This window comes from Fibrobacter sp. UWP2 (assembly GCF_900141705.1).
GTDB lineage: Bacteria > Fibrobacterota > Fibrobacteria > Fibrobacterales > Fibrobacteraceae > Fibrobacter.
On record NZ_FQYM01000004.1, the window covers coordinates 102,385 to 129,241 of the forward strand.

Annotated in this window: 24 protein-coding genes and 1 other RNA gene; 22 read left to right on the top strand and 3 right to left on the bottom strand. The window is 54.7% G+C overall.

The window, feature by feature from the left end; genetic code table 11:
* Positions 1-16 precede the first annotated feature (16 nt).
* Positions 17-214, top strand: coding sequence for a hypothetical protein (locus tag BUB55_RS03835; RefSeq protein ID WP_073188371.1), 198 nt, complete (start codon positions 17-19; stop codon positions 212-214).
* 458 nt (positions 215-672) lie between these two features.
* Here the strand turns inward: BUB55_RS03835 and BUB55_RS03840 are convergent, their stop codons facing one another.
* Positions 673-2,217 (bottom strand): hypothetical protein, encoded by a 1,545-nt coding sequence (locus tag BUB55_RS03840; protein ID WP_073188373.1) that lies wholly within the window; start codon positions 2,215-2,217, stop codon positions 673-675.
* Between the two features lie 181 nt (positions 2,218-2,398).
* Between BUB55_RS03840 and BUB55_RS03845 the strand changes: the two genes are divergently transcribed.
* The 14 genes from BUB55_RS03845 (at position 2,399) to BUB55_RS03910 (ending at position 16,544) form a co-directional block, all read left to right on the top strand.
* Positions 2,399-3,412 (top strand): hypothetical protein, encoded by a 1,014-nt coding sequence (locus BUB55_RS03845; RefSeq protein ID WP_234971788.1) that lies wholly within the window; start codon positions 2,399-2,401, stop codon positions 3,410-3,412.
* The gene (locus BUB55_RS03850) at positions 3,409-3,858 is read left to right on the top strand and encodes a type II toxin-antitoxin system VapC family toxin (RefSeq protein ID WP_073188376.1); all 450 of its coding nucleotides are present in this window, start codon (positions 3,409-3,411) and stop codon (positions 3,856-3,858) included. The genes BUB55_RS03845 and BUB55_RS03850 overlap by 4 nt, the downstream gene beginning before the upstream one ends.
* Positions 3,859-3,985: 127 nt before the next feature.
* Positions 3,986-5,440: an Asp-tRNA(Asn)/Glu-tRNA(Gln) amidotransferase subunit GatB gene (gatB, locus tag BUB55_RS03855; protein ID WP_073188378.1), complete on the top strand. Its 1,455-nt coding sequence runs from the start codon at positions 3,986-3,988 to the stop codon at positions 5,438-5,440.
* Complete coding sequence (locus BUB55_RS03860) at positions 5,440-5,754, top strand: hypothetical protein (RefSeq protein WP_073188380.1); 315 nt, start codon at positions 5,440-5,442, stop codon at positions 5,752-5,754. The genes gatB and BUB55_RS03860 overlap by 1 nt, the downstream gene beginning before the upstream one ends.
* Before the next feature lie 181 nt (positions 5,755-5,935).
* Positions 5,936-6,769 carry a TIGR02147 family protein gene (locus BUB55_RS03865; RefSeq protein WP_073188382.1) on the top strand — a complete coding sequence of 278 codons (834 nt, stop codon included), beginning with the start codon at positions 5,936-5,938 and terminating at the stop codon, positions 6,767-6,769.
* Positions 6,762-7,523 (top strand): hypothetical protein, encoded by a 762-nt coding sequence (locus BUB55_RS03870; protein ID WP_073188384.1) that lies wholly within the window; start codon positions 6,762-6,764, stop codon positions 7,521-7,523. The genes BUB55_RS03865 and BUB55_RS03870 overlap by 8 nt, the downstream gene beginning before the upstream one ends.
* 15 nt (positions 7,524-7,538) lie before the next feature.
* Positions 7,539-9,068 carry a hypothetical protein gene (locus BUB55_RS03875; RefSeq protein ID WP_143152890.1) on the top strand — a complete coding sequence of 510 codons (1,530 nt, stop codon included), beginning with the start codon at positions 7,539-7,541 and terminating at the stop codon, positions 9,066-9,068.
* 31 nt (positions 9,069-9,099) lie between these two features.
* Complete coding sequence (locus BUB55_RS03880; RefSeq protein ID WP_143152891.1) at positions 9,100-10,248, top strand: hypothetical protein; 1,149 nt, start codon at positions 9,100-9,102, stop codon at positions 10,246-10,248.
* A gap of 17 nt (positions 10,249-10,265) precedes the next feature.
* On the top strand, positions 10,266-11,000 hold the full coding sequence (locus BUB55_RS03885; protein WP_072811285.1) for an IMP cyclohydrolase: 735 nt from the start codon (positions 10,266-10,268) through the stop codon (positions 10,998-11,000).
* Positions 11,001-11,141: 141 nt separating this feature from the next.
* Positions 11,142-12,428 carry a putative DNA modification/repair radical SAM protein gene (locus tag BUB55_RS03890; RefSeq protein ID WP_073188390.1) on the top strand — a complete coding sequence of 429 codons (1,287 nt, stop codon included), beginning with the start codon at positions 11,142-11,144 and terminating at the stop codon, positions 12,426-12,428.
* Between the two features lie 13 nt (positions 12,429-12,441).
* Positions 12,442-13,275 (top strand): TIGR03915 family putative DNA repair protein, encoded by an 834-nt coding sequence (locus BUB55_RS03895; protein WP_073188391.1) that lies wholly within the window; start codon positions 12,442-12,444, stop codon positions 13,273-13,275.
* Positions 13,276-13,345: 70 nt separating this feature from the next.
* Positions 13,346-15,070 (top strand): FISUMP domain-containing protein, encoded by a 1,725-nt coding sequence (locus BUB55_RS03900; protein WP_083596862.1) that lies wholly within the window; start codon positions 13,346-13,348, stop codon positions 15,068-15,070.
* Between the two features lie 298 nt (positions 15,071-15,368).
* Positions 15,369-15,728, top strand: a transfer-messenger RNA (tmRNA) gene (ssrA, locus tag BUB55_RS03905).
* Positions 15,729-16,130: 402 nt separating this feature from the next.
* Positions 16,131-16,544, top strand: coding sequence for a hypothetical protein (locus BUB55_RS03910; protein WP_073188394.1), 414 nt, complete (start codon positions 16,131-16,133; stop codon positions 16,542-16,544).
* A 248-nt stretch (positions 16,545-16,792) separates the two neighbouring features.
* Here BUB55_RS03910 and ilvN read toward each other — a convergent pair whose 3' ends face one another.
* The gene (gene ilvN / locus BUB55_RS03915) at positions 16,793-17,287 is read right to left on the bottom strand and encodes an acetolactate synthase small subunit (protein ID WP_072812598.1); all 495 of its coding nucleotides are present in this window, start codon (positions 17,285-17,287) and stop codon (positions 16,793-16,795) included.
* A gap of 15 nt (positions 17,288-17,302) precedes the next feature.
* Positions 17,303-19,021: a biosynthetic-type acetolactate synthase large subunit gene (gene ilvB / locus BUB55_RS03920; protein WP_073188396.1), complete on the bottom strand. Its 1,719-nt coding sequence runs from the start codon at positions 19,019-19,021 to the stop codon at positions 17,303-17,305.
* 322 nt (positions 19,022-19,343) lie between these two features.
* On the opposite strand from ilvB, the gene radC reads away from it, so the two are divergent.
* From radC to BUB55_RS03955, 7 genes are all read left to right on the top strand, one after another.
* Positions 19,344-20,024, top strand: a complete 681-nt coding sequence (gene radC, locus BUB55_RS03925) for a RadC family protein (RefSeq protein WP_073188398.1) — start codon at positions 19,344-19,346, stop codon at positions 20,022-20,024.
* Positions 20,025-20,208: 184 nt separating this feature from the next.
* Entirely contained in the window at positions 20,209-23,010 is a 2,802-nt protein-coding gene (locus tag BUB55_RS03930) for an OmpA family protein (RefSeq protein ID WP_083596863.1), read from the top strand.
* 80 nt (positions 23,011-23,090) lie between these two features.
* On the top strand, positions 23,091-23,348 hold the full coding sequence (locus tag BUB55_RS03935; RefSeq protein WP_073188402.1) for a hypothetical protein: 258 nt from the start codon (positions 23,091-23,093) through the stop codon (positions 23,346-23,348).
* Between the two features lie 37 nt (positions 23,349-23,385).
* Positions 23,386-24,198, top strand: coding sequence for a thymidylate synthase (locus tag BUB55_RS03940; RefSeq protein ID WP_073188404.1), 813 nt, complete (start codon positions 23,386-23,388; stop codon positions 24,196-24,198).
* Between the two features lie 119 nt (positions 24,199-24,317).
* A complete protein-coding gene (locus BUB55_RS03945) occupies positions 24,318-24,806 on the top strand; it encodes a dihydrofolate reductase (protein ID WP_073188405.1) in 489 nt (162 codons plus the stop codon).
* Between the two features lie 17 nt (positions 24,807-24,823).
* Complete coding sequence (locus tag BUB55_RS03950) at positions 24,824-26,110, top strand: MgtC/SapB family protein (protein WP_073188407.1); 1,287 nt, start codon at positions 24,824-24,826, stop codon at positions 26,108-26,110.
* Positions 26,111-26,854, top strand: coding sequence for a bifunctional hydroxymethylpyrimidine kinase/phosphomethylpyrimidine kinase (locus BUB55_RS03955; protein ID WP_073188409.1), 744 nt, complete (start codon positions 26,111-26,113; stop codon positions 26,852-26,854).
* The last annotated feature ends 3 nt before the right edge of the window (positions 26,855-26,857 follow it).

The window sequence follows — 26,857 nt, forward strand, 5'->3', positions numbered from 1 at the left end:
ACACAAAGGAGTACTTATGCGTGACTTGCTCGAGAAGGCCTTGAAAAAAGGTTTGAGCGTGACTTTCTCTAACGAAAATGGTTTTGCCGTCATTCGCATATTGAAGGGTGACGACGTTGTTGCCAGCTGCAGCCTCGGTTCTGCTGATTTCCGCTCGTCTGTCGAGGATTCGCTGCAGGCATTACTCCTAGACCTGGAACGCAAGGGAGTCTAGTTCGCTTTATTTTTTTGCTAACAAAAAAGCCCCGGTTGAACCGGGGCTTTTTTTTAAGGTTTTATATCTGCGAGCGGTCTTCCGTGAACGGAAAAGGCCCGTATTAACGGGCCTTTGCAGTGAGAGCGAGCGCCAGCCCTGTACTTGATTTACAGAATCTAGCGCGAGCGGTCTCCTGTGAACGGAAAAGGCCCGTATTAACGGGCCTTTGCAGTGAGAGCGAGCGCCAGCCCTGTACTTGATTTGCAGAATCTAGCGCGAGCGGTCTTCCGTGAACGGAAAAGGCCCGTATTAACGGGCCTTTGCAGTGAGAGCGAGCGCCAGCCCTGTACTTGATTTACAGAATCTAGCACGAGCGGTCTTCCGTGAACGGAAAAGGCCCGTATTAACGGGCCTTTGCAGTGAGAGCGAGCGCCAGCCCTGTACTTGATTTACAGAATCTAGCGCGAGCGGTCTCGTTAGTTTATCCGACCGACGAGGTTGCCGGAGAGCATGTAGTCTCTCGTGCTGCCGAAGCTGTGGAAGCCGGCAGAGAGGCTGAAGCGGTCGGTGAATGCCTTCTCGAGGTAGATGGCTCCGAGGACGTCCTTCACGTGCTTGGCGCCGAAGGTCTGGTATTCCTCATGATCCTTGCGATCGTTGATCCATTCGGCTTCGAGGATGATGCGGTCAACAACGGGGGTCTCGAAGGAGATGCCGCCGGTGACGGGCACGACCATGTCGTCGTTCGGGTCGATGTTCATCAAGGCGGCTTCGGCAAAGATGGCGAAGAAGTTCTTGATGATGGGGAGCTTGGCCTTGAGGGAAGCGTTGTGCGCAACGTCCACGTCGGAGTCGTAGACCACGTCAAAGATGTTGCTGCGGTAGGCGAGCTGGATGCTCAGGTCGTTGAGGCTTTCGAGACCGTGGAAGTTGAACGCGGCGCGGATGTCGCCCTTGTCGAGGTTAGCGGAACCGCTGATAAGGGAAATGTAGATGTCCATGTTGTCGGTCGGGGTGAAGCCGAACTGCAACTGGTTCTCGGGATCCTGCGTCGACATGAAGCCGGTCAGGTAACCGTCGATGTAACCACCGAAGTAGTCGCCGTTCTTGTCGGTGTTGTCCCAACGACCGACCTTGAACACGAAGTTGTCGGTGTTCTGCATGGCCCAAGCTTCGTCCAGCGAGAAGTAGTCGTCCGTGGTTTTGGCGGTGCCTTCACGAAGGGCTTCCTTCTTGGCCTTCTTTTCGTAGTCGTCAGCGAGGCGGAGGTCGCCTGGGTAGAAGGCGACGCCGATCTTGCCCTTGAAGTCTTCACCTTCGGCGAGCACGGCAAAGTTGGCTTCGCCGTTCCAGGTTTCGAGGTTGTCGCCCATGGGGTCCTTTTCGCTTGCCCAGAACACCTTGCCGGCTTCCAATTCAAAGTCAGCCTGGATGTCGAAGGCGATGCTCGGGGTCTCGAGCACGGCGTTCTCGATCATTTTTTTCTTTTTGCGACGTTTCTTTTTAGCGGGCTTCTGTTCGGGCTCGGCGGTGGCGACTTCGGCTGCAGGAGCGGCCTCTTCGACCTTGGCTTCTTCGGCCGGGGCGGCGGGAGCGGCTTCTTCGGCCTTAGCTTCTTCGGTGGCCGGGGCGGCTTCGGCGGGTTTGGCCTCTTCAGCCTTGGCTTCTTCGGCCGGTGCTGCGGCAGGGGCGGCTTCGGCGGGCTTGGTTTCTTCAGCCTTTGCCGGTTCGGCCTTGGCGGCTTCGGCGGGCTTGGCTTCCTCAGCCTTCGCCGGTTCGGCCTTGGCAGGCTCAGCCTTGGCGGCTTCAGCCTTCGCCGGTTCAGCCTTGGCGGCTTCGGCCTTGGCAGGCTCAGCCTTCTTCTCGGCAGCCGGTGCGGCGGCCGGTGCGGCAGCAGGTGCGGCAGCCGGTGCGGCGGCTGGTTCAGTCTTTGCAGCAGGGGCCTTTGCCGGAGCTGCAGCCTGCGGGGCGGCAAAAACACTTGCAGCCAAGAGGCAGGTGGCTAGGAACATTTTTTTCATGTAGGATCTCCTTGTAATTCCAACAGGTAAAATTTTAGCAAATTCAAAAACTTTTACACTAAGAGCCCATTTTTATATGCCCAAAAAAGTTAACTTATAGAACCAAATGAGGTTAGAGTTGAAAAAATTTATTGCTTTATTCGTTTTTTTGTGTGTTTCCTTTGCTTTTGCACAAGAAGAATTGTTCGTTTATAAGAAAGTAAATAACGAGGTTGACGAATCCGTTCCCGCCGCTAAGTTGTACAAGTCGGACTGGATCAAGGAACTCCCGATCCCTCCCGAGAAGGTCCAGCAGGTTTCTTGGGTTAAAGAAAAGGTCGAAGTCAAAGACAAAAAGGGCCGCGTCGTCAAAGACAAGAAGGGCAAGCCCAAAATGAAGACCAAGCGCAAGAAGGTCGTCACCTGGGTCGAGAAGGAACCTTCCGAACCGCCCACCTTTGTTCCCGTCGATTGCAAGTTCGGCCAGCTGTGGGCTCGCCGTGCCGACTTGGCCCGCTTTATGCAGGCGGCCAAGGACATCAGTGGCGAGTACGCCTCCGCGACCGGTAGTGTTTTCCTCAAAAAGTCTCCCACGAACCCGCGCTATTTCTCCATCGTTATCCAGAACGGCCCTGTGTCCGAGCGCGCCGAAATCGAGATGGGCAACCTCGAAATCCGCGAGTCCAACGGTCATGTCCGCTTCACATTCCAGGAAGAGGGCTGCACTGTCGACGTCGCCCTCTACAACTTCCAGTTGAAGGTCGCCCAGCGTGGCTGCGCCGATTACAACGCCGGCAAGTATACGCTCTCGGGAGAGTATAATACCTACAAGGGAAACACGCGCAAGGTCGAGAACTTCAATATGCCTGAGCAGGAATTCAAGTTCAAAAAGTACCTGTGGTGCGGCAGTGGCTTCGACAGCTGCGAAAAGGTCAAGGACGACAACGGCCCTGTTACCATCACCTGGAGCAAGGGCGGCAATGGCTTTATCGAACGCAAGGCGGGCGAGGACGTGCATACCTATAGGCCGTTCGAACACGTGATTCCGCACAAGCGCGATTTTTACAAGGGCGAAAAGCCTGTGATTATCAAGACCAAGCGCACCGACATGGCGGGCGAGTGGATGTTCTGGTACTTTTACCCCAAGGCCGAACGCCTCAAGATGGTACGCGCCGGCATGAAAGAAGAAATTGCCTACATGGAAATCTACGAGTGATAAAGCCCATAGAACAGAGCCGCCTGATGTTTTTGGATTCGGGCCCGCTGGTCCGGCTTTTGCAGATGCATGCGGATTACTACCCGGTGGTCTCTGGCGTTCTGGACTTTGTTTACGAAAAGAACATCCAGGTGATTGTTTCGTCTATTACTTTGTTTGAAATTTGCCAAAAGGCTTACGGGGCGAACGCCTCTGTTTTGGCCCGTGAGTATCGGGAGTTCTTCGAAAACTCGTCGAACGTGAGTCTCTGTGCCGTGAATGGGGAGGTGGCAGTGAAGGCGGCTGAACTGTTTGCCGCTGCCGCCAAAACTAACCACAAGCTAACCGAGGGCGAATCCCTCCGTCTGGCGACCGCCTACGTGAACGGCGTCGACTGCATTTTGACCGAATGCGAAAACTTCCGCGACGCCACCGACATTCCTGTGGTAACCCTCGACGAGATATAATTGTCATCCTGAACCCCAGAGGGGTGAAGGATCCAGTGTCATATTCCCTGGATTCTTCGTCCCTACGGTTCTCAGAATGACGCGTTTAATTACTAAATTTTCTTGTGTAAAATAATACGGAGTTTATATGTCCAACTACTGTCCTGTTATCGGTCTTGAAATCCATTGCCAGCTCGCGACTAAAACCAAGATGTTCTGCGGCTGCGAAATCGAAGTGAATACGACCCCGAACAAGCACGTTTGCCCCGTTTGCCTCGGTATGCCGGGTGCCATGCCCGTGCCGAACAAGAAGGCCGTGGAATACGCCATTCGCTTAGGGCTAGCCCTGAACTGCGAAATCGACCTGAACGCGATGTGGACCCGCAAGAACTACTTCTACCCGGACCTGCCGAAGGGCTACCAGATTACCCAGACGGGCGGACTTCCGGTGTACGACCACCCGATCTGCAAGAACGGCTGGCTCGAAATTGTGAAGGAAGACGGCACCAAGAAGCGCGTGGGCATCACCCGTATCCACATGGAAGAAGACGCCGGCAAGCTCATCCACGACATGAGCCCGACCGATTCCCACTTCGACGCGAACCGCTGCGGTACGCCGCTTTGCGAAATCGTGACCGAACCGGATATCCGTAGCCCGGAAGAAGCCGTGCTCGTTTTGAAGAAGATCAAGCAGACGCTGGAATACACCCGTGTTTCGAACGCCAACATGGAAAACGGCAACATGCGCTGCGACGGCAACATTTCTCTCCGCAAGAGCGAAGACGCTCCGTTCGGTATCCGCGCCGAAATCAAGAACTTGAACAGCTTTACGAACCTCGAGAAGGCTCTGTACTGCGAAATGAACCTGCAGGCCTCGACCCTCGATGCCGGTAAGGAAGTGGAACAGTGCACCAAGCGCTACGACCCCAACGCCGACAAGACGATTGTGATTCGCTCCAAGGAAGACGCCCACGACTACAAGTACTTCCCGGAACCGGACATGGTCCGCCTCGTGACCGACCCGGCCTTCGTTGAAGAAATCCGCCGCACGCTTCCGGAACTGCCGGATGCCCGCCGCAAGCGCTTCATGGACGACTTCGGTGTTTCCGAATACGATGCCATGGTGCTGACCGAAGACCGCGACGTGAGCGAATGGTACGACACCGCCGCGAAGAACTGCAAGAACGGCAAGGTCTTGGCCAACTGGGTGATTACCGAACTCCTCGCCAAGGTGAAGGAACTGGAAGGCGGCCTCTCTGCCCTCAAGATCAAGCCCGAAGACCTGTGCAAGCTCGTGAACCTTATCGCCGATAACACCATCAACGGAAAGATTGCAAAGACGGTCTTCGCCGAGATGTTCGAGACCGGCAAGGACCCCGAAGCTATCGTGAAGGAAAAGGGCCTCGTGCAGGTGACCGACACCGGTGCCATCGAAGAAGTGGTCCGCGCCGTGTGTGCCGAAAATGCCGCCCAGTTCGCTGAATTCAAGGCGGGCAAGGTGGCTCTCAAGGGCTTCCTCGTGGGTATGACCATGCGCAAGTCCGGCGGTAAGGCCAACCCGGGCCTCGTGAACCAGATCCTCGACAAGCTCGCGAAGGAATAATGACGAAGTTTGTTCTTGTTGTGACTATAGCGCTCCTTTTTGCAGGGGCGTCTTTTGCCGCGGACAAGCTTGACAAGTATGACTCGGCGTACGTGAGTACACTCAACATGACTGACGCCGAAATTGCGGAACTCTACGGAGTCGATTCCACAAAGCTCAATCAGGGACCGACTCTCCAGCAAATCAACGAAGAGGACCCGAGCTACATCAAGCGTGACTACGACCACAAGCAGCAGGTCATTGTGGGGAGTGTCATCATGTTTTGTGTCGCGCTCGCCATGGTCTTGATGAACAATTATAACCCGAAGCGATAAGGTAGTGACAAATGTGGTGAAGGTCGCGACCTCATGCCTCCTGCGTATTATACGGAATGTATAGTATTTTGTTTTTTATATTAAAATTATTGTAAAAAACAGTGTTTTTGTGTAAAACTAATTGATTTTGTATAGTATTAGTATATTGACTTTAAAGAAATAAAAACGTATATTATACAGTATGAAACCGATACTCGAATATAAGGATTACCGCCTGTATATACAGGACTACTACGACGAGCGCAAACGCTTGGGTGCGTTCTCGTGGCGCGAGTTCTGCAAGAGCGCCGGTTTTACGTCGCCGAATTTTTTGCAGCTCGTGTGCAAGGGCGAAAGCAAGCTGGGCAAACCGAAAATCGAGAATGTCGCCTGTGCCATGGGGCTTGTCGGCTACGAAAAGGATTATTTCCGCGAGATGGTCACGTTCGGGAACGCCAAGAAGGATTCCGTGAAGAAGGCTGCGCTGCTCGAAATGCAGAAGATAGCCTTGGAACACAAGGTGCGCGTTGTTGACGGTGACGCTTTCCAGTATTATGAATCCTGGAAGTATCCTGTATTGAGGGAACTTGTCCCGATGATGCCGGGCGCCAATCCGCGCGATATCGCCGACGAGTGCAAGGAGCACGTGTCCGCCGAAGAGGTGCGCGATATCCTGAACTTTTTGGTCAAGGCCGGATTCCTGAAGAAGGACGGGGAGAAGGTCTATTCGCAGACGGAACAGGTGGTCATCGGTTCCAAGGAGGCGTTGCCGCTCGCAATCCGTGCGATGCACAAGGAAATGGCCAACATGGCGGCACGAGCCGTAGACCGCTATTCTCCAAGCGAACGCCATTTTACCGGGGTGACGCTCGGCGTGAACGAGGAAGCCTACGGCAGGATAGCAAGCGAACTCGACGCCTGTTGCAAGAAGGTGCTTTCCATCGCGAACGAATACAGGGACCAGGATCAGGTCTGCCGAATCAATTTCCAGTTTTTCCCTGTTACGGACAAGGTCAAGGAGGCTCGCCATGTTTAACAAATTCTCCTTTGCCGTGGGGGCTCTTTTTGCTGTGTTTGTGACTGCGTGTTCCGGTAACGATGCCGGCGATATCGCGGGCGGCACCATCGATCCCAATACCGTTGCAGAGAATAACAGTTCTTCGGATGCAGCCGATATCGAGTCGAGCAACAGTGCTGACGTCGTTTTGAGTTCGAGCGAAAAAAAGGTTCTTTCGAGTTCGTCGAGTAGGGATGCGAATGATGGCAGTCATACCATAAGAATCGAGAGTAGCTCAAGTGGGCGTTCTGCTATAGAAAGCAGCAGTTCGTGCGAGGGCTGCGGCAATGGCATTGATCCGATTGATATTTCCTCGTCTTCTTCTGAACTTCGCGATGGCGATATTGCGCATGCGGGCGATTTCTCCATCCAGTGTCTTGCCGATGTAATCAATGTGGACATGGCTGTCCCCGTCGTCGCACCGGATGTCGCTGGCCCTGAGGCGTTCAAGCATGTCGATGGCGACTCCGTGAAATTTGTCTTGCAGAATGTCTATTTCGCTATCCCTTGCGAGGAGGATGCCCGGAAGCAGTTCTTGCAGGGCGTAAACGAAGGCGGCCCGGTTGTCAGTAGTGAAGGCGATAGGCTGTATGTGAATTTTAGCCGGAGCAAGGGCTGGGATTACGGTTGTGAATGTGTGGCGAAGGCCACGTTCACGCTCGGCAAGGCTTATTCCGGTATCAACTACACGGTTTTTGACCAGAAGGAAACCCTTCCGGTACAGGAAAATTAAAAGAAGGAGGCCATCATGAAAAAGATACTTGCAACAGCTGCGGCCCTGTCGCTTATGCTCATTGCCTGCGGGGACGAATCGTCTTCGACGGGCCCTGACCATCAGTCCACTGGCGATATCTCGTCTGTGACGGAATCGTCGTCTAGTATCGGCACGGGGGAATCCTCCAGTTCGGTGCTCGATTCCTTGCGGAATGTGAACATGAAATTCAAAGGTTGCTACGAAAGCTCGTATAACCAATCCGCCTTGCTGAAAGAGGGCGAAACTGATGAAATGCCCAAGGCCTATTTGTACGAGAACGGTGGCAAATATCAACTGATGATTCCGAAAGTATATGACTATTGCGGATTTGAAAAAGTGATGATGGACGTAGGGCGTTCTGGCGACACGCTAACGCTCGATGTCAAGGCGATGATTCCGACGGCATGCATGTGCACGAGCGACCATTGGTTCGACATAGACGCAAGTGATGCGGACATCAATTTCTTTGCGCTCAAGCTTTACAATAAAAAAATGCAGGTGTACGAAGTGGTTCCTGGCCCGGCGCCAGAAGACCCGCCCCTGTCTAGCGGCATAGAATCTTCGTCTAGCGGCGCTGAGTCCTCTTCGTCCTTTGCGCTCCCCGTCGAATCGTCTTCGTCTGTGTCGGCGAAAAGTTCGTCGTCTGTGGCAAAAGTTGCGGACAAGCACCAGTTCGTAACGGATGCCAATGCCCAGTGCCTTGCGAATGGCGTGGTGGACGACCCCCTGGTGGATGGCAATCTGGACGTCGTTCCGGTAGATACGGTGCGCGTTCGTGAAGAAAATCTCCCTCCAGTTGCCCTTCGCTACGTCGGTACCGAACGGACCGGCTTTACATTGGAAAACCTTTCGCTTACCTGCGGTGCTGAACTTGATACCCTCGATGTCGATGTGTCCGGCGATACGGTTTACGTGAAGGCGAAATTCGACAACACGAATGCGCAGAGGTGCATTTGTAATTCCAAGGTGGACTTTGCCGTGGAAAATAATCCGGCCTACGGGCATGCGACAGTTCTTGTTTTCGACAATGTTGCCGGTTCCAATCCAAACACTATGGAAATTGTCGATATGAGCGTGGTTACGGTTGAAGAAATAACGGGACACAGGCTGGCGAAGGATATTAAGTTGGAATGCAAAAACGACAGGCAAACGGCCAATGCGCCGGCGCTGGCAGGCAATTCACTGGTCATGGACCCGATTGATACGACGTCGACCAAAGTGGCTGTTGCAGGCCGTAGAGTGGGCGACGATGGCTTCGATACCATCGTCATTCCTGAAGTGATGATGCCTTGCGCGATTGTTTTTGAAAGCTTTGATGTCTATGCGGACAATGGAACGCTGTATGTCAAACCGAAAGTCGATCCGGACAGCCCGATAACCAATTGCATTTGCCCGACACGAGTGTCCTTCAAGGTGGAACAGAACGAGGCGTTCTCCAATGCGAATTATCTCGTGTTTGACAGGGAAGAACCGATGCCCTTGGTGAATTCCGTTCCCTTTGATGCGTCTGTTCTTAAGGATTAATCTTTGACATAAAATCAAGATGGAAAATGATATGAAAAAAATTTTTGCTTGCGCTGCTGCGCTTTCGTTTATGATTGTTGCCTGCGGGGACGATTCTTCTTCCGGGCCGGAGCCCGTTGCCGGGGTTGAAAGCTCTTCTGCCGGGCAGGACTTGTCTTCTGCTACAAACAATCCTTCATCGAGCGGGGCGAATCCGTTATCAAGCGTGAGTGTGGAATCCTCTTCGGCAATGAATCCCGCATCGAGCGAGACTGTTAAATCGTCCAGTTCGCAGGGAACGTCGTCTGCGGTGCAGCCGGGACAGTCTTCTTCCAGTTTGACTCCGCCGGGTTCGTCTTCTAGCGTGACTCCGCAGAGCTCCTCGTCCAACGTGACACCGCCGAGTTCATCTTCGCGCCCGAGCTACAACGGTCCCGTACCGCTCAGAAGCATCAAGGCGACCTGCCGGGAAGAAGTTTGGACGAATGATCCGGTTGAACCCGAGCCGCCTGCAGCGTTTTACAGTGTCTCCAACAGCTTCGCGCAAATCGACATGCTCAATGTCAAGTTGACCTACGCCTGCGATTCCGCCTTGCAGAAGGCTTTCTTTGATAGCCTGAAGGCAGACAATACCGTGGCATCGGTCATCGGGGATACTCTCTTTGTGAATATCGACCATTCCGGTGAGAAGGGCGTGAAACTCGAGTGCGGCTGCACGGCCGATGTGAAATTCACGTTTGATGAACAATATGCCGGATTTGGCTATACGGCGTTCGAGAACAACAGGCCTCCGCTCGAGCTAGGATATAAACTGATTAATCAGCCGGATCGGGGCTACCAGAAGATTGAAAAGGCCGATGCGCAGTGTAACAAGAGCGGTCTGGACGATCCGATGGTAGATGCCGCCTTGCCGCCCGTGGCGCACATGTACGTGAACGGCGATTCTGCGCAGATAGTCATTGAAGAAGTCGTGCTTACCTGCGGAACGGTATTCGAGAGCGTTGCAATTGAGATGAGGGACTCCACGCTCTACGTGACTCCGCATTACGATACTTCGCTCCCGCAGGCCGATTGCCTCTGCAGGTCGAAGGTCAGTTTCAATATCAAGGCGTTGGACCTGTATAAAGAAGCGACTTTGCTGGTCTATGACGACGGCACGAGCTTCAATCTCAGCAACAAGATGCGCCTGATAGTGGAATAGTTTCTATATTTCGGGCCATGAAATACACAGACGAAGCAAAACAGAATTTCAAGGCCCTCTCCAACAACCCGTATCCCGGACGCGGAATTATCCTCGGTGAAAGTGCCGACGGCAAGTCCTACGTGCAGGTCTACTGGATCATGGGCCGTAGCGTCAACAGCCGCAATCGCGTGTTCGAAATTGAACCGAAGACCGGCTTCATGAAGACCAAGGCCTTCGACGAATCCAAGCTCACCGACCCGCACCTGATTATCTACTACCCGGCACGTCACACCGCCGACGTGCAGATTATCACGAACGGCGACCAGACCGACACGATTTACGACGCCATCAAGCTCGGCGGCACTTTCGAAAGCGCCCTCCGCACGCGCCAGTACGAAGACGACGCCCCGAACTTCACGCCGCGCATCTCCGGCATCCACTACAAGAACGCCAGCCCCGCCGTTTACAAGCTCTCCATCCTCAAGAGCCGTAACAACAGCGAAGAAGCCGGTTGCGAGCGCATGACGTTCGAATACGAGAAGGCCCTGCCGGGTCTCGGCCACTTCATCAGCACCTACGAAACCGATGGCAGCCCGATTCCGAGCTTCAACGGCTTCCCGAAACTGATGCCGATTTTTGACAACGCCGAAGACACGCTCAAAAAATACTGGGCCGCCCTGAACAAGGACAACAAGGTTTCCCTGATGGTCAAGTGGATCGACAAGAAGACCTTCAAGGCCAAGACGCTTATCGTGAATAAGAATAAGTAAAATCGAAAAAGCTGCTGGATTAGTCCTTGACGTTTCCGCAGCTATACAGACTGACTAGACAAATCCAAAAAAAAACACTTGCTTTTTTGAGCACTAATTGTTATATTAGTGAACAAAAGTGCATTTAAACAGGTGTGTATCATGGATTTGCGTCAAAAATTGAACATCCTAGGCGAGGCGGCCAAGTACGACGTGTCGTGTTCCTCAAGTGGATCAAGCCGTCGTGCGCCCAAGGGCGGGCTCGGGAGCGGCTGCAGTGCTGGCATTTGCCACACGTGGTCGGCCGACGGGCGGTGCATCTCGCTTTTGAAGGTGCTGCTCAGCAACGCTTGCAAGTACGACTGCGCCTACTGCATCAACCGCCGTAGCAACGATGTTCCTCGCGCGACCTTTACACCCAGGGAACTCATCGATCTCACGCTCGAATTCTACCGCCGTAACTACATCGAGGGGCTCTTCCTGAGCTCGGCGGTCATCGGCTCGCCCGACAACACCATGGAACTCCTGATCCGCGTGGCGAAGGAGTTGCGTACGATGCATCGCTTTGGCGGCTACATTCACCTCAAGGCGATTCCCGGTGCGAGCGACCGGCTCTTGTACGAGGCGGGCCTCTACGCTGACCGCAGCAGCGTGAATATAGAGATTCCGTCCGATAGGCAGCTGCAGTACCTGGCTCCCGAAAAAAACTTCGCCTCCATTTACCGGCCCATGAATTTTTTGGCCGAGCGCAAGATCGAGTACAAAACGGAGCGCTCCAATGGTTCTAGGTTCGCACCCAAGTTCCTGCCCGCGGGTCAAAGCACCCAGATGATTGTCGGGGCGTCGGGGGAGACTGACCTCCAGATACTGACGCTCTCGGCAGGCTTTTACAGGCAGCAGCAAATGAAGCGCGTCTACTTTTCGGGCTACGTTCCCATCAATGCCGACAAGCGCTTGCCCGCCCTCACCACCAAGACGCCCCTTTTGCGCGAGCACCGCCTTTACCAGGCGGACTGGCTTATGCGATTTTACAAGTTCAATTACGACGAAATCCTGGACGCGAAGAACCCGAACCTCGATCTGGATCTGGACCCGAAGGCGATGTGGGCGTTGCGCCATCCGGAGTTCTTCCCGATAGATTTGCAGACCGCCGATTACGAGATGATTCTGCGCGTGCCGGGAATCGGCGTCAAGTCGGCACAGCTTATCGTGAGCGGGCGTCGCTTTTGCACCATTCGCATGGAGCAGCTCAAGAAGATGGGGGTCGTGCTCAAGCGCGCCAAATACTTCATCTACAATCCCGACGTGCCTGCGAACTTGCGCAGGCTCTATCCCGAGATGTTGCGCCCGATGCTGATTGCGCGTCCGAGACCCGCACAGCTTGATTTTTTCAGCCAGTTGCAGACGCCCGCGCTCCCGGCCCCTGCGCAACTCCGCGTCGCCGGCTAACCCCACATCCCACATGTCTCTCCTCATCTCATACGATTCTTCGTTCGACGGCTTCCTGAGCGCGGTATTCGAAATCTACCGCCAGCGTCTCGATGTAGGCGATTTCTTGCCGGAACGCCCGTACGATCCGGAGTCATCGTCGACTTTCGACTTGTTCCTGCAGCCATTTCACGTGGAGACCGTCGCGGATTCCGCCCGCAGGCTCCGTCGCGCCATCGTCAACATGGCGGGCGCCGATATATTGGACCTGCTCGAGACGGCCTTCCGCTCCGAGGAACGCGGCGTGGAAATGAAGATTTTTGCCTACCTGCGCAAGCTTTTCGCCGGCGATGAGCCCGGCTTTAACCGCAATCCCACTAGCAAGGAGATGCTCCCGCTTTTCTTGCTTGCCCGCGCCGTACGTCACGAAGCTGGCGGCATGCTCGGGATGGTACGCTTTAACAAGGCGCCCGACGGCTTGTACGTTGCCGAGATAGAGCCGAAGTACGACATCCTCGAGATGATTGTCGGGCATTTCCGCGGACGCTTCCCGACGGGCCGCTGGGCCATCGTCGATGTGCTACGCTGTTATGGCGTGTTCTACAATGGCCAGCATACGGAATACCTGGAATTCACCGATTCCGATACGATTTCCCGCACCATCGCGCAGAATGCACCTCCCGACGAGTTCACGCGCATGTGGAAGTCTTATTACGATACGATGGCCATCAAGGAGCGCCTGAACCCGCGACTCCTCAGGCGTTGCTTGCCCGTACGTTACTGGAAGCACCTGCCGGAACGCCAGCAGAACCTGGCTAGTCCGGTGAGCCGCCCCATGAGCAATCCGGCGAGTCGTCCCACGGTTTGAGGGATTTTCGCTTTTATCATTAGGCGCTGCGTTTCGTTTTAATATATATTTCGGGAGAGAGGAACTCCCTATGCGTAAAATCTTGACCGGTTGTATCTTGACTGCCTTGCTTGCCTCTTGCTCAGGCGAGGATGACTCCATTACACTCAAAGACCCGCTGTCCAAGGAAGTCAATACCATTTACGACTTGGGCAAATGTACCGATTCGCGTAAGGGCGAGTTTGTCTATGTCGTGGAAGATGAGGTGGACTATTTCTGTTATTCCGGGAAATGGATCCGCGAAGACGAACTGGGGAAGGAATCGTCTTCTTCGGAGAAAGTGTCGTCGGACTCCGATGACGATGAATCTTCTTCGAGCAAGGAATCGTCGAGTTCCGCAGACGACGAATCTTCTTCAAGCAAGGAATCGTCGAGTTTCGCAGACGACGAATCTTCTTCGAGCAAGGTGTCGTCGAGTTCCGCAGACGACGAATCTTCTTCGAGCAAGGAATCGTCGAGTTCCGCAGACGACAAGTCTTCTTCGAGCAAGGAATCGTCGAGTTCCGCAGGCGACAAGTCTTCTTCAAGCAAAGAATCGTCGAGTTCCGCAGACGACAAATCTTCTTCGTCGGCGAAATCGTCCAGCAGTTCCAAGACGCACGATAGCAAGACTTTCGTGGATTCGCGTGACGGCAAAACGTACCGCATGGTGACTATCGGTTCGCAGACCTGGTTCGCAGAAAATCTTAACTACTATGGCGATGACGTGACCGGCTTCTGCCATTCCGGCAAGCCCGAGAATTGCGAGAAGTACGGGATGCTCTACGATTGGGACGATGCCAAGAGGGCTTGCCCGACCGGGACTCATCTGCCGACAATCGAAGAATTGCGGGAATTGATTGACTTTGTCGGGGAAGACAGCTCTGCGGTGGTGCTCATGGCCGATACCGGCTGGACAAGGGACGACGGCTTCCTGGGTACGGATGAATACGGGTTTGCGATGCTCCCAGGCAGCTACAAGGCGGGGAGGAGTTACGGTTCATCGTTGGGATGGTGCTCTAATATGTGGACCGCATCGGATAGCGCCGGCCTAGTATACGCGGCGTATCTAGGATGGAACCTGTCGAATGTCTCCATCGGGTTGTACAATCTGACTGATGGGTGGGGAATGTCTATCCGCTGCGTCGAGGGTGAACCAAAATCGTCGAGCTCCAGCAGCACTCCGGCTTCTTCCTCGTCAAGCTCTAGTGAAAAGAGCTCATGGAAATTCCTGAACCCGGCATTTTCGTACGGACAGATGACCGACAGCCGTGATGGGCAGGTTTACAAGACGATCGTTGTCGATACGCTCACATGGATGGCCGAAAACCTGAACTATGAAACCGTCAACAGCTATTGTTTCAATGATACGGCTAAATATTGCGCTACATATGGACGCATGTATACATGGCCGGCTGCATTGAACGCTTGTCCCGAAGGTTGGCATTTGCCGACTTATAGCGAATTGAGCTACCTTGTTAAAGGGAAAGGTGGTGACAATCTTAGATCCAAGGCGGGGTGGATTATAGTGAACGATGAAGATAGACCTGGTCTCGATGCGTATGGATTTTCGGCGAGTCCCGGTGGGAGACGGATATCAGCAGGGCGATATTTTGCTTTAGGTACGGAGGTAGGTTATTGGTCTGCTACCGAACATGAAGAGCACGACGACCGCGCTTGGAGTGTGGAATTTCATCAGAATGACCCGTACAGTATGTTAACGACAGAATTTAAGGATTGGGCCTATTCTGTTCGCTGTGTGAAAGGCGCGAAGTAGGCTCGATTGCTTGCATAAAAAATGACATTTTGTTATATTTTAATCAACTTCTAATAACATCGGGGGTGCTTTCTGTTCTTCGAACAGAATCACCCGCGGTTCGGTCATGCCGACAAGCAAGCTTGCCGGCGCGACACTCACCTGGGGGTGCTCTGGTTTGCCTCGCCTAACGCTATTCGCGTTACGCTCGCCCTTTGGGCCTTTCGCTCACTTCGTGAGCTCAAGGGCCTAAATGCTCGCTAGCTCGCATTTAGTCGACAGGCCTGTCTCAACCAGATCATCGCTGGAAAATAACATTGGGGGTGATCTGGTTTCGACAGGGTCGCTGAAGTGTTAGTTGCAAGCCGAGGTCTCAGACGGGGGCACTCGTTAAAAAGTCTGAAAAAAAATAAGTGCTGACGAAAACTACGCACTCGCTGCCTAATTAACGGCAACGCCGGGCCTCATTCCGCTCCCATCGGGGTGTACGTCCGGACGCAATATGGGATAGGATTCTTGCATGCCTGGGGCTAGCGTCTGAAATTCACTAGGCTGGCTGAAATCTGCGCCGACCTTCTTGGGCGTGGGCGAGGCGAGACCTTAAATTCGAAGGGAAAGCTTGTAGGAACGTGCATGGACGTGATTTTGGACAGGGGTTCGACTCCCCTCACCTCCACGAAGGGGTAGACACGCGGTGTCTACCCCTTCGTGTTTTTACGAGACGGGCTCACCAAGTTCGCCCCGCCCCCGGCATCCTTTTAGCAAGGATGCCGTTTGCTCCTATCTCATATTCGCAAGCCCTTGGCTTGCTCATATATACCGCGGTAACACGCGGTGTCTACCCCTTCGTGTTTTTACGAGACGGGCTCACCAAGTTCGCCCCGCCCCCGGCATCCTTTTAACAAGGATGCCGTTTGCTCCTATCTCATATTCGCAAGCCCTTGGCTTGCTCATATCTGCCGCGGTAACATGCGGTGTCTACCCCTTCGTGTTTTTACGAGACGGGCTCACCAAGTTCGCTTTTTATTTTGTTTTACGGGGTCGCGCGCTTACCGTAATTTTTTTCTATTATATTTAGAGTATGGAATACAGAATTTTAATGCGTTTTGTGGGGGAGAGGGATGACCTTGCCGAGCTTTGGGATGCTTTTGTGGCGCAGTTCCCGGAGGCGGAACTCCCCAGCGAAGACAGCGGTTACTGGTATTCTGTTGACGAGGTGATGACCGACGAGTACGAATGCCGTTTTGAGGAGCTGCCCGAGGAGGGGCTCCTGGCGATGGACGGCACCCTTGCCGTGGAGGGGGAATTCCCCGAAGATACCCTGAGTGAAATCATGGAACGCTTCGAGCGCGTGTACGGCGTGTTCAAGTGGAGCTCGATGGACGTGGGCGTGGGTTGCGGCGTGAGCGAATCGTGGGGCGAGTTCGTGCTCGACATGGTGGACGACTACTCCGACGAGGCGAACGAAATCTCCGAAGCTGTTCTCGGGTTTTAATATAGCACCGTCAGGTGCCCACGAAAATACTCCGCCCGAGAATCGAACGGAGTATTGAGTGTCGGGAGGGGCTTAGGGAGGGCCGTGCCCTCCCTTGTCGCCCGTGAGCAACAAAGCCCCTGGTATTAACCAGGGGCGGTTGCGACCTTTGGACACTTGCGCTTTAGCGCTTAGTGTACATGGCCACCTTTAGGTGGGAGTGAGCGCCTACCAGAGAAGCAGTTCCCGAGTTTAGCGCGAACGGTCGCTTAAGTCTTATCCTCACCGCGGAGCATGATGACCTTGCCCGTGCGGATATACTCGACGATTTCGAACTTCTGCAAGAGGCTCTTGAGCGTGTCGACCTTCTGGCTGTTGCCCGTAATCTGGATGATCATCGAGGTGGCAGTCATGTCCACGGTATTCGCGTGGAAGTGGTCGCACAGCTGCAGGATTTCCGTACGCTGGTCGGGAGTGCAACGCACCTTGATGAGCGCGAGTTCCTTCTCGACGGCGTCCGTGCCGGTATGGTCCTTCGCCTGTACCACGTCCACGAGTTTCTCGAGCTGCTTGATGATCTGCATCAAGATTTCGGGATTGCCATGGGCGATGATGTTCATGCGGCTGAAGTTCGGGTCGAGCGTGGGGGAGACAACGAGGGAGTCGATGTTGTAGCCACGGCGGGAGAACACGAGGGCGATACGCACGAGTACGCCCGGGCGGTTCGCAACCAACAAACTAATAGAATGTGCAATGTCTTTCATTTTTAAAACCTCCTGTTACGTCGATCCCGTGGGCTTTTCGAGTTTTGCCTTGGGTGCTTCCGTAAGCATGGCGGTAAGCGGTGCGCCTGCCGGAATCATCGGGAACACGTTGTCTTCCTTTTCGCATTCGCAGTGGATGAGAATCGGGCCGTCGTTGTAGCTGAGCGCCTTCTGGATAACGCGTTCGGCATCGGCGGGGCGCTTGATGCGGAGCCCAGGAATGCCGTAGGCTTCGGCGAGCTTCACGAAGTCGGGGTTGCCCTGCATGTCCACGCTGGAGTAGCGGTGGTCATAGAAGAGTTCCTGCCACTGGCGCACCATGCCCAGGTACTTGTTGTCCATCACGAAGATCTTGATGGGGAGCTTGTGGATGGCGGCGGTCGCGAGTTCCGCTTCCGTCATCTGGAAACCGCCGTCACCGCTGAAGCTGAGCACCGGCCAGCCGGTCTCGTTGCCGAATGCGGCACCGATAGCGGCGGGGAAGCCGAAGCCCATCGTGCCTGCGCCACCGCTGGAGTGCAACTGGCGCGGATAGTTTATATGGAAGAACTGTGCAACCCACATCTGGTGCTGGCCCACGTCGGTCGTGACGATGGCCTTGCCGCCGGTGAGTTCGCTGGCAGTCGCAATCACGTGCTGCATGCGGAGGCCGCCCTGCTTCGCGTAGGTGAGCGGGAAGCGCTTCTTCCAGGTCTGGCAGGTCTTGATCCATTCGGCAGTATCGAGCTTGTTCACCATCGGGAGCAACTGCTCGAGCACGAGCTTCGCGTCGCCGCACATGAACACGTCGGGCTGCAGAACCTTGCCTTCTTCGGCAGGGTCGATATCGATATGCATTTTCACCGCGTTCTTGCAGAATTCATCGAGCTTGCCGGTAATGCGGTCATCCCAGCGGCTACCGATGGAGAGGATCAGGTCGCAGTCGAGCACGGCCTTGTTCGCGTACACGGTGCCGTGCATGCCGAGCATGCCGAGCGAAAGCTCGTGATCAACGGGGAAGGCGCCGAGGCCGAGCATGGTGCAGCACACCGGAGCGCCAATCTTTTCGGCGAGTTCGCGCACCTGGCGGCTGGCCCCGCTGATCATGGCACCGTGGCCCACGAGAAGCAACGGCTTCTTGGACTTGCGGAGGAATTCCGCCGCCTTCTCGACGCTTTCTGCGGAGGCGTAGGTCGGAATCTTGTAACCCGGAAGGTCCATCTGGTCGGTGAACGGGGCGGTGCAGGGGCCTGCGGTCACGTCCTTCGGGAGGTCGATGAGCACCGGGCCCGGACGGCCGCTGCGTGCGATGTGGAAAGCTTCCTTCATCACGCGCGGGAGGTCGTTGGAATTCTTCACCAGGTAGGAGTGCTTCACTGCCGCGAACGTCATGCCGCTCGTGTCGCATTCCTGGAAGGCGTCCTTGCCGAGGTTCGGGGTAGTGGTCTGTGCGGCGAGCACCACGATGGGGCTCGAATCCATGAGTGCCGTGTAGATGCCGGTGAACGTGTTTGTTGCACCCGGACCGCTTGTGACGAGGGCGACGCCGACCTTGCCGGTCTGGCGTGCATAGCCGTCGGCCATGTGGGTCGCGCCCTGCTCGTGGCGGGAAAGCACTACTTTAATATTGGAATCAAGGATCGCGTCGAACATCGGGATGGCGGATCCACCGGGGTAGCCGAAAATCGTGTCGATGCCTTCGCGTTTGAGGCATTCGATGATCACTTCGGCGCCGCTTAATGTTTTATTTGCCATAATTTTCCTTTTTTAAGGATGGATTGATTGAATCTTTTTGCAAAAAATAGTCTTTTTTTACAGAAATGGGAAGATGTTCTTTCGATTTTTCTTTAAAAAATTGCGATTTTTATTTGAAGTTTTCCTTTGAATGACTTCTTTCGGCTTGAAAATTACCTGTTTTTATGATAAGTCTGGTTTGTTGAGAGATTTGTTTGTTGCAAGTTTTCTGTTTCGGAGGGAGGTTTTTGAAAGAACCCTATGAAAAAAAAACTAAAAAAGGAACAAATCGGGCAAAAAATCCGTTTATAGGTTAGAAACTCACCCTTTTTTAGGAAAACCTATGGAAAATACAGAAAAACTGCTCCCGCGCGAAAAACTCCTGCGCCTTGGCGTGCACTCCCTGGACAATGTGGAGCTGCTCGCCCTCATATTGGGTTCCGGGACCAAGGGCAAGAGCGTGTTCGAAGTCTCTAGGGAGATTGTCGCCCAGCTCTCGCACAAAGGCAGCCTCCCCACGCTGAAGGAACTCTTGAGGATCGGCGGGCTGGGGAAGGTGAAGGCGATGCAGGTCCTGGCCTGCCTGGAGCTCTCGTCCCGCTACATGCTGGGCGATGAGTCCGTTACGGTGAACGACCCGAGGTCGCTCGTGGCGCGCCTATCGTTCCTCAAGTTCGCGATGCAGGAGTATTTTGTGCTGGTTTCGCTGGATTCGGCAAACGCCATCATCAACGTCCACGAGATAACGGTGGGGCTGGTGAACCAGACGCCCGTCCACCCCCGCGAGGCGTTCGCTCCCGCCATCGCCGACCATGCCGTTGCGGCTATTTTTGTCCACAACCATCCGTCGGGTTGCTGCGAGCCCAGCCCGGAGGACTATGCCATTACCCGTGTGCTGTGCGCCGTGGGGAAGGTGGTGCAGATTCCCGTGTTGGACCACATCATTGTTGGTAAAAGGGGGTATTTCAGCATTTGCCGCGCCCATCCGGAAGTGTTCGAGTCGAATTTACCTCAAACGGTGTAAAAAAGTCCACAAACCGCCTTGAAAGTCCCCAAACGATGTAAAAAATTGTACACAAACGCGTTTTGAAGCCGCAAAAGTGTGTTCTACATCTCATTTTGGCTTTTTTTTGCCAAAAAAGAAGAATGGAAAAACTATATTTATGCCGTAAGGTTTTAGGGAAAACCCTATAATTTAAGGAGACTCTATGAAACGAGTAGTAACGGGGTTAGCATTGGCGCTTGCAGTAGGCGCGTTTGCTAGCCACCCACAGACCATTAACAAGTATGGTTTTGTCGGTGTCAACAAGACACAGTCCGCCCAGTCCCTGGGACATTCCAAATTGGTGTTTGTTTTGCTTGGCGATGCCACATTCGGCAACGACATGTTCCCGCAGTATCCGGGCTTGTTCGGTGAGAATAATGAGGTCCTCGCCCCTGGCGGATATTCGTTGAGGGACAACTCGCATAGAGCGACCGTCAACGACTATACCGGTGCCAGCGCCTATACGGGTTTTGCCATCGGCATTTTCAACTACTTTGATATTGGCGCCACGCTCCCGATTTACTACGACCAGTTCACCGGTGAAACGGCGTGTTCTGCGGAAGAAGTGCAGGCCGGTCAGTGTGACCCCTCGGCGTTGCCTTCGACCAAGGTTGGCTACATAGGCAACCTCCGCGGCGACATCAAGATTCGTTTCCCGCTCCCTGAAGACCAGCCCATGGATGTGGCTGTGTTCGGCCAGGTGGCTGCCGGTACGGCGAATGCCGAAAAGCAGGGTATTTGGATTCGTGAGCCGGAATACATCAACAAGGTCAATCGAATCGCCCGTCCGTTCGGTACCAAGAACACGACCATCACTGGCGGTTTGGCTGTGACGGCGGACTTCGACAAGATTGACGCCATCCCGCTCCTCATCCACTTGAACGGCGGCTACCGCTACACCACGAACGGCGACTACCTTTCGCTCCCGTTCATGAGCGCCGCTGCCGACATTTACTTTACCGACTTCCTCTCCTTGTTCGTGGAATACTACTGGGACATCGAGTTGGATGACTTTAGCATGTGCACCGGCTACGATGCGGCTGGCAACTGCAACCAGACTTATGACGAGAGCCTCGACATGAAACAGCTCACCGGTGCGCTGGTGTTCCACCTGCCCATTGGTCTCGACATCCATGTTGGTGCTTCTTACTACTTGGGCAAGGACAACTTCATTACGGGTACTAGTGTGCTCGAGAATTCCGAACGTCCTGCTGGCGTGGCTGTTTACCAGACCCGCGTGAACCCGGAATACGCCGTGTACGGCGGTCTTACCTGGAGTGGCTTCCTGCTTCCGCAGGACCGCGATGGCGACGGTGTTACGGATGACGAAGACGATTGCCCCGATGACGTTGGTCACCGCTTGAACAAGGGTTGCCCGCTTGGCAATCCTGATGCCGACGAAGACGGCGTTTGCGATGGCTGGGTTGCCGAGAAGGGCTTCGAGGATGAATTTGCTGACGTTTGCGAAGGCGTTGACGAATGCCCGAACGAATCTGGCGAAGGCGAAGACGGTTGCCCGCTCGACGAGCCGGATATGGACAAGGACGGCGTTTGCGATCCTTGGGTGAGCCAGAAGAAGATGACGAAGAAGTTCAAGGATATTTGTGAAGGCATCGACGAATGCCCGAGCCAGCCTGGTACCGTTGCGTTCGCCGGCTGCCCGACCAAGGCTCCGGACCCGGATAACGACGGCATGTGCTCTCCGTGGGTGACCGACGAAGGCGTGCTCGGTGACTTTGCCGACCAGTGCAAGGGCTACGACATGTGTCCGGGTGAATCCGGTCCTAAGGCAAACAAGGGTTGTCCGTGGGATGACCCGGATGCCGACGGTGACGGACTCTGCGACGCCTGGGTGACCGAGAAGAAGATGGGTTACTACTTTGAGAAGGCCGCCGAAGACGACAAGATCAAGAACGAATGGTTCATTGAAAAGACCTGTAAGGGTATCGACAAGTGCCCGTCTGAATTCGGTCCTGCCAGCAACGAAGGCTGCCCGCTCGGCAACCCGGATACTGACGAAGACGGAATCTGCGATGCTTGGGTGACCGAGAAGGGCTTGCTCGACCAGTACGACGGAATTTGCTCCGGCATCGACAAGTGCCCGACCGAAAAGGGTGAAGCGTTTGCCCAGGGTTGCCCGATGGACAATCCGGATGCCGACGGCGACAGCCTCTGCGCTTCTTGGGTCTCCGAGAAGGGCATGACGAAGGACTTCAAGGATATGTGCCACGGCGTCGACAAGTGCCCCGCCGAAGCCGGTCCTGAATGGAACAAGGGTTGCCCGGCCGAGAATCCGGACCCGGATGGCGACTCCCTCTGCTCTCCGTGGGTGACCAAGCAGAAGATGCTTGACCAGTTCAAGGATATTTGTACCGGTTACGACCGTTGCGAAGACGAAGCCGGTCCGTCTTGGAACAAGGGTTGCCCGATGGAAGACGACCCGGATGCCGATAAGGATGGCGTCTGCTCTGAATGGGTCTCTAACAAGAAGCTCCAGAAGGAATTCGAAGGCACCTGCACCGGCATTGACCGCTGCCCGGATGTCCCGGGTGACGATGGCCACGGCTGCCCGAAGAAGGCTGTCGAAAAGCTTGACGGTGTGACCTTCAAGAGCGGCAAGGCCACTCTCGAATCCAACGCTAAGATGATCTTGAAGAACGTTGCCAAGAAGCTCAATACCGACGAGTATAAGGACCTGAACATCGTGATCCAGGGCCATACCGACAACGTTGGTAAGGAAAAGACCAACGAGAAGCTCTCGAAGCAGCGCGCTGAATCCGTGATGAAGGAACTTGCCAAGGCCGGCGTGAACAAGAAGCGCATCAAGGCCATTGGCCTCGGTTCCAGCTGCCCGGTGGACGACAACAGCACCGCCGACGGCCGCGAGATGAACCGCCGTATCGAAATGCACTTCGTAACGCCGGATAACGACGGTACCAAGTGCGAAAGCAACTATGTTCCGTAGTCGCTTTTGATCGGTAAATTTTAAAAGTCCCGGGTTAACCCCCGGGATTTTTTTTACACCATAAATTCTACATTTGCAGCATGACGAAACTCGATGAAATTTTGACAGCGAACAACCTTGCGAACCACGCCCTGGTCGAGGTGCTGCCCGCCAATTTAAACCACAAGATGGTCCAGAAGGCGCGTTTGGGCAAAAAGCCCGTGCCCAAGCACACGCAGGACCTCATTACGCAGGCACTGAACATGGTGCTCCGTCAGGTGGCTGCAGACGGCGACGGCACCGCGAAGCAGTACAAGCGTGTGGAACTTTTCGGGGAGAGCAGTTCGATTGATAATTGATGATTGATGATGGATGATTTTTTATTAAATTAAAACTATGCAGCAATACCTAGACTTACTTCGTGACATTCTTGAAAATGGCGTGGACCGTTCCGACCGCACCGGAACCGGCACCCGCAGCGTTTTTGGTCGCCAGGTGCGTTACGACCTCACCAAGGGCTTCCCGTGCCTCACCACCAAAAAGCTCCACTTGCGTTCCATCATTCACGAACTCTTGTGGTTCTTGAAGGGCGACACCAACATCAAGTATTTGCACGACAACAAGGTGACTATCTGGGACGAGTGGGCCGACGAGAACGGCGACCTTGGACCGGTGTACGGTCACCAGTGGCGCAGCTGGCCGACTCCGGACGGAGGCCACATCGACCAGATTGCGCGTCTTGTAGACAGTTTGAAGAACAATCCCGATTCCCGCAGGCACCTGGTGTGCGCGTGGAACGTGGCCGAGGTCGACAAGATGGCTCTGCCGCCTTGCCATTGCCTGTTCCAGTTCTACGTGGGCGGGGTAGGCGCGAGCGGCAAACGCAAGCTGAGCTGCCAGCTTTACCAGCGCAGCGCCGACATGTTCCTGGGAGTCCCGTTCAACATCGCTTCGTATGCGCTCCTCACCATGATGCTCGCGCAGGTGTGCGGCTACGAGGCGGGCGAGTTCGTACACACGTTTGGTGACTTGCACTTGTACAACAACCACTTTGACCAGGCGCACGAGCAGCTTTCCCGCACGCCGCGCAAACTCCCGACCATGAAGATGAATCCCGACATCAAGGATCTCTTTGAATTCAAGTTCGAGGATTTTGAGCTCGTGGATTATGACCCGTGGCCGACGATCAAAGCGCCGATTGCAGTTTAATTTATTGTGTCATCCTGAGCGAAGGCGCAAAGCACGAAGTCACTTTGGACACTTGGGCTTCAGCCCTTAGTGATCCATGGTCCCCCTTGCGGGGAGAAGGTTCTATAGAATGGTTTAATATGCTTATTTCTGCAATTGTCGCAATTTCAAAGAACAACGTCATCGGTCGTGATGGGCACTTGCCGTGGCACCTCTCCGCCGACCTCAAGCGCTTCAAGGCTGTCACTACGGGTCATTCCATTGTTTTGGGCCGCAAGAACTACGACGACATTGGCCGCCCGCTCCCGAACCGCACGAATTACGTGTTGACGCGGAACACCGCGTTCGAGGCTCCGGGCTGCGTGGTGTGCAGTAGCCTCGAACAGGCTTTGGACAAAGCCCGTGCCGCCGGCGAGACGGAATGCTTTATTATTGGCGGCGCCGCGGTGTACCGCGAGGCCATGCCCCTCGTTAAAAAGCTGTATGTGACCCGCGTGCTTGCCGATGTGGAAGGCGATGTGCGGTTCCCCGAGTGGGGCGAGGGCTGGCGTAAGGAGAGCGAGGAGACTTTCCCTGCCGACGAGAAGAACGATTACCCGACGCTCTACCAGGTGTGGGTGCGGGATTAACGAGGGGTGAATCTACGATGCTCGAGTTCAACGTTTTTTACAAGCTTTTGGCTGCCCTGGGTATTGGCTTTGTGATTGGTCTCCAGCGTGAGGCGTCTTACGATCGCAACCACGAGCACCATCCCGCGGGCTTGCGCACGTTTACCATTGTGAGCCTGTGCGGCGCGGTCGCGAGTTACCTCGCCGAGCTCATGGGTTCTACGGCGCCTTTTATTGCGGGCTTTGTACTGATTGGCCTCTTGGTGTTGACGACCCATATTGCCTACGGGTTGCGGCATGCCGACGACAAGCTTGCGCTTGCGGGGATTACGACCAGCGTCGCCCTTTTCCTCATATACTTTTTGGGAGCCCTTTGCTGGTTCAACAAGCTGCTCGAGGCGTGCATCCTCATGGTGGTGTTGCTGTGGCTGCTCACGTTCAAGTGGCAATTGCACAACGTCGCCGAAAAGATCTCGACCGAGGATATTGCCGCCACAGTGAAGTTTGCAGTCATCTCCCTCATGGTGCTCCCTTTTTTGCCCAACCAGGCTTACGGCCCGTCGGGTCTCGAGGTATTGAACCCGCACACCATCTGGCTTTTTGTGGTGTTCATCAGCGGTATCGGTTTTGTGAGCTACGTGCTCATCAAGATTATTGGCCCGGGCAAGGGCATTTGGCTTACGGGGCTCTTTGGCGGGCTCGCGAGCAGCACCGCGCTTACGCTCAACATGGTTGGCCGCAGCCGCGAGAACTCGAGCTACGCCAATGACTTCGCCCAGAGCATTGTGCTCAGCTGGTCGGTGATGTATGTGCGCCTTTACCTCATCTGCATTTTCTTGATGCCCCACATGGCGGGCGCCTTGGCGCTCCCTTTGCTGGTCCCGGCAATTCCTAGTTTTATATACGCGTTCTACCTCAAGTTCAGGGATGGTAAGGAACATACCGAGAAGTCCTCTGACTTTAGCAACCCCTTCAGGCTTTTGCCTGCCATCAAGTTCGGCCTTGTTTTTACTGCGGTGATGTTCGTCGCGAACGCCGCCCGCGTGTACCTGGGTCACGGCGCCTTGATCGCCTGCAGCTTTTTGGGTGGCGCCGCCGAGATGGACGCCGTCGCGTTCTCGCTTATCGACATGAGCATGAAGGCGGCCATTGCCCACAGCGATCTTATTCTTTCGCTTCTTTTTGCAGGGCTTGCCAACACGATTACCAAGGGCTGCCTGGTGTTTTTCCTTGGGGACCGCGGACTGTGCAAGCCCATTCTCCCGGGCGTCGTGCTGATTTGCATTGCGACGGTCGCTCTCATTTTGTTCTACGCTGGGCTTTAGATGATTCACGCATTGTCCATTGCCGGTTTTGACGGCAGCGCCGGCGCAGGCATTTTGGCCGACGTCAAGACCATGGCCTACTTTGGTGTGTACGGGCAGGCGGTTTGCACGGCGCTCACCGAGCAGAACGAAGATGAATTCGTCGCCCCCAACTGGGTCGCTTGGGACCGCATTGAGGCGCAACTTGGGATGCTCTTTAAAAAACACGCCTTCGGGTTCGTGAAAATCGGTTTAGTCGAAAATGTGTCCGTGCTCAAGAAGATTGTGGGGTCCGTGCGGGCGAAGTCCCCGGACGCCTTCGTTGTTTGGGACCCCATTGTGAGCGCGACTTCGGGCTACTGCTTTTTGAACCCCGGCGAGAAGGATGAATTTGTTTCGCTTTTGAAGTTTGTGGATCTTGTGACGCCCAACATGGACGAGTTCCGCTTCCTCGGTTTAAAGGAACTTTGCGACGAAGGCAAATTTGAGATGGGGAGGGATTGCGCCGTACTTTTGAAGGGCGGTCATACCGACGACGCCGATGCGGTCGACACCCTTTGGACTCGTGACGGCGTCTCGCATTGTTTTGCGTCGCCCCGCGTTGCTGGCGCGGGCAAGCACGGTACGGGCTGCAACCTGAGCAGCGCCATCTTGGCGAACGTCGCTCTGGGCAAAACGCTGCCCGAAGCGTGCCGCACGGCAAAGGCCTACATGGACCGATTTATTGTGAGCGGCGATGGACGTCTTGGGTTTGTTGTCAAGTAAGCT